Raw genomic sequence first — 7,671 nt, forward strand, 5'->3', positions numbered from 1 at the left:
TGGGTGAACCGCGCGCTTGGCGCTGTCATCAACGGCTTCCGCTCGGTGCCTTTCATCATCCTGCTGGTTGCGCTGATCCCGGTGACGCGGCTGATCGTCGGCACCTCGATCGGCACCTGGGCAGCGATTGTGCCGCTGTCGATCGCGGCGACGCCCTACTATGCCCGGATCGCCGAAGTGTCGCTGCGCGAGGTCGACCACGGGCTGATCGAGGCGGCGCGCGCCATGGGCGGCAACCGCTGGACGATCATTCGCGAGGTGCTGGTGCCGGAAGCGTTGCCCGGCATCGTCGCCGGTTTCACGGTGACGCTGGTGACGCTGATCGGCGCCTCGGCGATGGCCGGCGCCATCGGCGCCGGCGGGCTGGGCGACCTCGCCATCCGCTATGGTTACCAGCGCTTCGAAACGTCAGTCATGATCGCCGTGGTCATCGTCCTGATCGTCCTGGTCTGCGGCATCCAGTGGGCCGGCGACCGGCTGGTCGCGAGGCTGGACCACAGGGCGTGACCGGCGAAACGCGGCCAATCAATGCCTTTGTTCAAATTGTTCTCGATGGTCTCGCTCGCCCAAGCGAGTTTTTCGCGATCGTCTGAGCGCAGGGAACCTCGACCGCGACGGTGAACAAGTGCCGGGCGAGACGGTCGGATAGAAGCCATGTGGTGACCTGTTCGCTGAAGATCACGTGCCCCTTGTCGAGTGTCTTGATGTTGCCGGTAATCAAGTCCGCACAGTGCAACGTGGCCTCGGGGTAAGGGCTTTCACGCCATGCCGCTAATGCAGCTGCTACATCCATTCCGGCAAGCACTATGCCCTCCAGCCAGGGAACCGCGTTCCCTTCATCGGGATGCAAGGTCATCGCTTTTCGCCAGGCAACCTGAAACAGCGCCTCGACAGCCTGCTGTTCTTCCAACGGCCAATCGCGCCAGGAGGTCCTTTCGAGCTTTGCGGCAATCACGTTGGCGTCGAACCCGATCCAAGGTTCGCCTTGGGTGGCAAGTTCAAGGACTCTCGGCAGAAAGTGCCGGTAGTCATCGACGTCGCCGACCGTCCATATGGCCGATCCGGCATAGGAGCCGAGGTTTTCACCGCTGAGCTCCCGAAGCGGACCACTGGATACTCCCCGAAAGATCGATTCCAAATCCTTGTACGGCGAGCCATGCAGGTGGCGAGGCGATGGATAAGACGCGAAAGCGGCATAGACGCGCTCGACCGCATGGGCCAGTTCGGACGAGAGATCAGCCTCCAGGGGATTTGAGTTGGTCATCCGTTGCGACTCCGAACAGGTCCCTGGCTTGCTCGGCGGAATAGTACCCTAGCCTGACATCCCGAGCGACCAGTTCCGAATCGCGCTGCAGGGGATCGCCATAGCCGCCGCCGCCCGGCGTGCCGACGCGCACGCGGTCGCCGGCCTTCAGCGCGATGTCCTGCTCCTTGGAGAGGTGCGGCGGCACATGCGCCTCGCCGTCGCGGAACACGGTCACCGTGTTGACCGCGCCGTCCTTGCCGCCGAGCGCGCCTTGCGGGCCGAACCGGCCGTGATCCATGACGAAGGAGGCGCGGGCGTCGCCGCGCAGGATTTCCACCTCATAGGCAAGCCCGAAACCCCCGCGATGCTTGCCGGCGCCGCCCGAGCCTTCGCGCAGGGCGTAGTGGCGGTAGAGCACCGGGAAGGCCTGCTCCATGATCTCGACCGGCGGCGATTTGGAAATGCCGATGGTCGAGCAGCCATTGGTCAGGCCGTCGTGACCGGCATTGCCGCCATAGCCGCCGCCGGAAATCTGGTACATGACGTAGTCGCGGCCACGGACCGGATCGTTGCCGCCGAGTGCGAAATTGCCGCTGGAGCCGGCCGGAGCCGCCGTCACTTTGTCCGGCAGCGCCTGCACCATCGCCGCGAACACCGCCTCGGCAATGCGCTGCGAGACTTCGGCTGCGCAGCCCGACACCGGCCGCGGATATTTGGCGTCGAGGAAGGTGCCTTCCGGCCGCTTGACGATCAGCGGCTCGAAGGCACCGGCGCTGATCGGCACGTCGGGGAAAATGTGCCGCATGGCGAGATAGACCGAGGACAAGGTCGTCGCCAGCACGCTGTTCATCGGCCCGGCGCAGGGCTTTGACGACCCCGAGAAGTCGAAGCTGAGCGTGTCGCCTTTTTTCTCGACGGCCAGCGCGATGATCAGCGGCTCGTTGACCACGCCGTCGGAATCAACAAAAGCCTGCGACCGATAAATGCCGTCGGGAATGGCCGATATGTTCGCGCGCATCTGTTCGGCGGCGCGGCGCCGCAATTCGGCGATCGCATCGACGACCGTTTCATTCCCGTAACGATCCAGGATTCCGTTCAGTCGGTCTTGACCGATCAGCAGTGCCGCCGCCTGCGCGCGGATGTCACCGATGCGCTGGTCGGCAACCCTGATGTTCGAGCAGATGATGGCGTAGATCTCGCGATCGAGCACGCCCTTCTTGAATAATTTCACCGGCGGCAGCCGCAAGCCTTCCTGCTCGACCGCTGTTGCCGAGGCGGAAAAGCCGCCCGGCACCGAACCGCCGATGTCGGGCCAGTGGCCGGTGTTCGACAGCCAGCAGAATATCTTGCCGTTCCGGTAGACCGGCATGGCGAAGCGCACATCCATGAGATGGGTGCCGCCGAGATAGGGATCGTTGACGATGTAGATATCGCCTGGCTCGGGCGGCAGGCAGCGACCGTTGGCGATCATCTCGATCACCGTTTTGGTCGAATACTGCATGACGCCGACGAACACCGGCAAGCCCTGGCTGCCTTGCGCGATGAGCGAACCATCGACTGCCGAATAGATGCCATCCGAACGGTCATTGGCCTCGGCGATGACAGGTGAAAAGGCGGCGCGCGAAAACGTCAGGTCCATTTCGTCGCAGACCTGCTGTAGCGCCGCCTGGATGACCGAAAGGGTGATGGCGTCGAGCTTTTGCATCTCAGGCCTCACCGATATTGATGATGATGTTGCCGTCGGCATCCGATCGCGCCCGGTCGCCGGGCTCCAGCACCGTGGTGGCGTCCATCTGTTCGAGGATCGCCGGACCTTCGATTGTTGCGTCGAGCGGCAACTTCTCTCTGCTGTAGACCGGCGTGTCGTGCCAGCGCCCGCTATACCAGACCGGCCTGACTTCGCGCCGCGCCTCGTCAAGCGTTTTGGCGCGGCCAGCCGGATCGATCAGCCGGGACAGATCGATCGCCGGCCGCACGCCGGTCACCGAGGTGTTGAGGTTGACCAAATTGGCGCGGATCTCCGGCAGCTCGACCTTGAAGCGGGCGAAATAGGCTTTTTCGAACAGTTGCTGCAATACCTCGCGTGTCACCGCAGACGACGGCAGCGGCACGTTGATGATGTGAGTTTGGCCGACGAACTGCATGTCGGCGGAATGCGTGACGCGGATCATTTCCGGCTTCACCGCTTCCTTGCCGATCAGCTCCTCGCCTTCGTTTCGGTGCCGTTCCAATACCCCGTGAAGTTGGGTTTCATCGAGACTGGCCACCGGCTGGTTGACTGTATTAACGAAATCATGGCGCAGATCGGCGACGACGCAGCCGAGTGCATTGGTGATGCCTGGCCGCGCCGGCACCAACACCTTGGGCAAGCCGAGCTCGCGCGCCAGTGCCGTCGCATGCAGCGGCCCGGCGCCGCCGAAGGCGAACAGCGCGAAATCGCGCGGGTCGTGGCCGCGCGACACCGACACCATGCGGATGGCGCCGGCCATCTTCACGTTGCCGAGCCGCAGCACGGCACCCGCCGCCTCGACGCCGGACAGGCCGGTGGCGCGGCCGATCCTGTCCTCGAATATGCCGGTGACCCGTTCGACGGTGACCGGGTTTTCCACCGCAAGCAGCTTCTTCGGCGCCAGCCGGCCGAGCACCAGATTGGCGTCGGTGATGGTCGGCTCCAAGCCGCCGCGTCCGTAGCAGATCGGCCCGGGATTGGCGCCGGCGCTTTCCGGGCCGATCTGGATCAGGCCGGCCGCATCGACGCGGGCGATCGAGCCGCCGCCGGCCCCGACCGTATGCACCGCCACCATCGGCACATGGATCGGCATGGCATACTCGATCTCGATCTCGTTCGACACCGCCGGCTCGGCGTTGCGGATCAGCGCCACATCGGTCGAGGTGCCGCCCATGTCGTAGGTGACCAGGTTTTCGAAGCCGGCGCGCTTGCCGGTATAGGCGGCGGCAATGACGCCGGAAGCGGGGCCGGACATGACGGTCTTGGCCGACTCACGTGTGACAAAGCGGGCCGAGATCATGCCGCCATTGCCGTTCATGATCAGGAAGTCGCGGGCGTAGCCTTTTGACGCCAGCTCCTTGCGCAGCCGCTCGACATAGCGTTCGAGGATCGGCTGCACCGAGGCGTTGACCGAAGCGGTCACGCCGCGCTCGAATTCGCGCGCTTCCGAAAGCAGCGCATGGCCTGTCGTGATGTAGCCGTTCGGCCAAAGCTCGGCGGCGATCTCGGCTGCGCGCCGCTCATGCGCCGGATTGGCATAGGAATGCAGGAAATGGATGACGAGGGATTCGCAGCCGGCGGCGATCAGTTGTGAAATCGCTGCCCGCATCTCGGCCTCGTCGAGCGCGATGCGTACCGCGCCCGAGGCCTCGATCCGCTCCGACACTTCGAGCCGCAGATTGCGCGGAATGATCGGCACGAAAGTGCCTGTCATGCCATAGGGTTGCGGCCGTGTCCGCCGGCCTAGCTCGATCACGTCGCGAAAGCCGCGCGTGGTGATCATGCCGGTCTTTGCCAGCCGGCGTTCGAGCACGGCGTTGGTTGTGGTCGTCGTGCCGTGCACGATAAGGTCGATGCCGTCGATCGGAAAGCCGGTGGCACCAAGCGCTGCAACGACGCCGAAGGCCTGGTTGTCGACCGTGGTCGGGGTCTTGGCGATATGCACCCGGCCACCGTTACGGCCGTCGATCAGAAGCAGGTCTGTAAAGGTGCCGCCGACATCGATGCCGGCGACGACACTGCCCGCCGAATCCAGAGCTTGCGCCGAAAAATTCTGTTCCATTGTCGAAACCCGAAATGCCCGAACTGCTTACGTGCCTCAGTTTGGAAAGCTGTTTTACGGCGGCGTCTTGACGCAAATATCGTTTGTATACTAATAAATTCCGGACACAAGAGCTTACCGCTTCGGAGTGTGCAAACGGCACGCTGGAACCTGACAGGTTCGGGCGCGCAGGTGAAGATTTGGCGCGGGCGCTGAGCTGGCCCAGAAGGTTAGGTTTGATGAACACCACATCCGCGTTCAACACCGCCGGCGCCCGGCCGTTGCAGTTCCCGATACCGGCCAATGTCTATGCCGAAACCGTCGTCTCGGTGAAGCACTATACCGACCGGCTGTTTTCGTTCCGCATCACCCGGCCGCAGTCGCTGCGCTTCCGCTCCGGCGAGTTCGTCATGATCGGCCTGCCCAATGCCGAGAAGCCGGTGTTCCGCGCCTATTCGATCGCCAGCCCTGCCTGGGACGACGAACTCGAATTCTTCTCGATCAAAGTGCCGGACGGCCCGCTCACTTCGGAGCTGCAGAAGATCCAGGTCGGCGACACCGTCATCATGCGGCAGAAGTCGACCGGCACGCTGGTGGTCGACGCGCTGACCCCGGCCAAGCGCCTGTTCATGATCTCGACCGGCACCGGCATTGCGCCCTTCGCCAGCCTGCTGCGCGATCCCGACACCTATGAGAAGTTCGAGCAGGTGGTCCTGACCCATACCTGCCGCGACAATGCCGAGCTCACCTATGGCCAGGAGCTAGTGGCGGCGCTGGAGAACGATCCGCTGATCGGCGAGCTGACTGGTGGCCGCGTCACGCTCTACAATTCAACGACGCGTGAGACCTCCGAGCGAATGGGCCGCATTACCGCGCTGATCGGCTCGGGCAAATTCTACACCGATCTCGGCATCGACAAGCTCAATCCCGAGACCGACCGCATCATGATCTGCGGCTCGATGCATATGCTGAAGGACGTCAAGGAGCTGGCTGAAAGCCTCGGTTTTCAGGAAGGTTCACTGCATCATCCGGCAAGCTTCGTCGTCGAGCGCGCCTTCGTCGGCTAAGGCCGCGATGCTTCAATGCCCGATTTCCTAGATTGTGATTTTGACCATATGGTCAAAATCAGCTGTCTTTGCAGCCTTTTTCAGCTATGACCGCTTGAAGGACTCGTGAAGCGCTGCTTCACGGTCTATCTTCGGCATAAGTCGCTGAACAAGGGGCAGGAGATGAGCAGCACAATCCGCGAAACCGATCTCGGCACGTCCAAGATCACGCCGCTGCCGGCGCGCACCGCGGCCAATGCGTCGATGCCGCAAGTCCATGGCATTGCTCGCAATCCCGGCATGAGGCTCGATCTCGGCTTCATGGAATCGATGCGCAGCGTCAACCGTTCGGCGCTGGAACGCCGCGTCGCCAGCCTGACCAAACGACGCTCGATCAAGGCCGATAACCAGGCCGCCTGGCTGCTGCGCGCCGTCGCCTGCATGGACCTGACGACGCTGAACTCGAACGACACGGAAGAGCGCGTGCGCCGGCTCTGTGCCAAGGCAGTCAACCCGTTCCGCCGCGACATTGCCGAGGGGCTCGGCATTGCCGGTGAAAAGATCCGTCCGGCGGCGGTCTGCGTCTATCATCCCTTCGTCGCCACTGCCGTCGAGGCGCTGCGCGGCAGCGGCGTCCATGTCGCCGCCGTTTCCACGGCATTCCCGCATGGCCTTGCACCGCTTTCGACACGTCTGCAGGAGATCGAAGCATCGGTCCGGGACGGCGCTGACGAGATCGACGTCGTCATCCCGCGCGGCCTGGTATTCGGGGCGAAATGGCAGGAGCTCTATAACGAGATCGTCTCGATGCGCGCCGCTTGCGGCGAGGCGCATCTGAAGGTGATCCTCGGCACCGGCGACCTCGCCACGCTGCGCAACGTCATGCTCGCCTCGATGGTGGCAATGATGGCGGGTGCGGATTTCATCAAGACCTCGACCGGCAAGGAAAGCGTCAACGCGACGCTGCCAGTCGGCCTTGCCATGGTGCGCGCCATCCGCACCTATTTCGAGGAAACCGGCTATCTCATCGGCTTCAAGCCGGCCGGCGGCATTTCCACGGCAAAAGCCTCGCTCGATTGGCTGGTGCTGATGAAGGAAGAGCTGGGCCGGCCGTGGCTGGAGCCGGAGCTGTTCCGCTTCGGAGCATCGAGCCTTTTGACCGACATCGAGCGCCAGCTCGAGCATCATCTGACCGGCCACTACTCGGCCAATCATCGCCACGCGATGGCGTGATTCGGAGCGCTTCATGAACATTCTCGAACGCTATCACGCCATGGATTACGGCCCGGCGCCGGAAGCCCGCAACGAGGCCGATGCCTGGCTGGCGACCCGTGATTTCTCCAAAGCGTTGTTCATCGGCGGCGACTGGAAAGCAGCTGCAAATGGCAAGACCTTCGACACCAGCGATCCCGCCTCCGGCAAATTGCTGGCCAAGGTGTCGGACGCTGGTGCCACCGATATCGACGCGGCGGTTTCGGCCGCCACAAAAGCGCTGCCGAAATGGAGCGCCAGCACCGGCTACAGCCGAGCCAAAGTGCTCTATGCCATCGGCCGCGCCATGCAACGCCACCAGCGGCTGTTCGCAGTGCTGGAATCGATCGACAACGGC

7 protein-coding genes are annotated in these 7,671 nt (G+C 63.4%); 4 read left to right on the forward strand and 3 right to left on the reverse strand.

The annotated features are described in order from the left end of the window. Window positions 1-507 (forward strand): methionine ABC transporter permease (locus tag E5W70_RS29455; RefSeq protein ID WP_292664808.1); only part of this gene is annotated, 507 nt, incomplete at its 5' end. 31 nt (window positions 508-538) lie between these two features. Here the strand turns inward: E5W70_RS29455 and E5W70_RS29460 are convergent. The 3 genes from E5W70_RS29460 to E5W70_RS29470 are packed head-to-tail and all read right to left on the reverse strand — an operon-like array spanning window position 539 to window position 5,037. Continuing rightward, entirely contained in the window at window positions 539-1,264 is a 726-nt protein-coding gene (locus E5W70_RS29460; RefSeq protein WP_292664809.1) for a hypothetical protein, read from the reverse strand. Continuing rightward, window positions 1,236-2,951, reverse strand: coding sequence for a hydantoinase B/oxoprolinase family protein (locus E5W70_RS29465; RefSeq protein WP_292664810.1), 1,716 nt, complete (start codon window positions 2,949-2,951; stop codon window positions 1,236-1,238). Before E5W70_RS29465 ends, E5W70_RS29460 begins: the two co-directional genes overlap by 29 nt. A gap of 1 nt (window position 2,952) precedes the next feature. Next, a complete protein-coding gene (locus tag E5W70_RS29470; protein ID WP_292664811.1) occupies window positions 2,953-5,037 on the reverse strand; it encodes a hydantoinase/oxoprolinase family protein in 2,085 nt (694 codons plus the stop codon). A gap of 218 nt (window positions 5,038-5,255) precedes the next feature. Here E5W70_RS29470 and E5W70_RS29475 point away from each other — a divergent pair, with 218 nt between their 5' ends. The 3 genes from E5W70_RS29475 to E5W70_RS29485 all read left to right on the forward strand — a co-directional run. After that, window positions 5,256-6,083, forward strand: a complete 828-nt coding sequence (locus E5W70_RS29475; protein ID WP_292664812.1) for a ferredoxin--NADP reductase — start codon at window positions 5,256-5,258, stop codon at window positions 6,081-6,083. A gap of 162 nt (window positions 6,084-6,245) precedes the next feature. Further along, window positions 6,246-7,295, forward strand: coding sequence for a deoxyribose-phosphate aldolase (gene deoC / locus E5W70_RS29480; RefSeq protein ID WP_292664813.1), 1,050 nt, complete (start codon window positions 6,246-6,248; stop codon window positions 7,293-7,295). Between the two features lie 13 nt (window positions 7,296-7,308). Beyond that, the coding region (locus E5W70_RS29485) for an aldehyde dehydrogenase family protein (protein ID WP_292664814.1) at window positions 7,309-7,671 on the forward strand (363 nt) is incomplete at its 3' end.

Source organism: Mesorhizobium sp. (genome assembly GCF_005063415.1).
Classification (GTDB): Bacteria; Pseudomonadota; Alphaproteobacteria; order Rhizobiales; family Rhizobiaceae; genus Mesorhizobium.

Excerpts from the sequence above, each read along its gene's own strand:
- E5W70_RS29460 (WP_292664809.1), bottom strand. The coding sequence starts at position 1,264 with ATGACCAACTCAAATCCCCTGGAGGCTGATCTCTCGTCCGAACTGGCC.
- E5W70_RS29470 (WP_292664811.1), bottom strand. The coding sequence starts at position 5,037 with ATGGAACAGAATTTTTCGGCGCAAGCTCTGGATTCGGCGGGCAGTGTC.
- E5W70_RS29465 (WP_292664810.1), bottom strand. The coding sequence starts at position 2,951 with ATGCAAAAGCTCGACGCCATCACCCTTTCGGTCATCCAGGCGGCGCTA.
- deoC (WP_292664813.1), top strand. The coding sequence starts at position 6,246 with ATGAGCAGCACAATCCGCGAAACCGATCTCGGCACGTCCAAGATCACG.
- E5W70_RS29475 (WP_292664812.1), top strand. The coding sequence starts at position 5,256 with ATGAACACCACATCCGCGTTCAACACCGCCGGCGCCCGGCCGTTGCAG.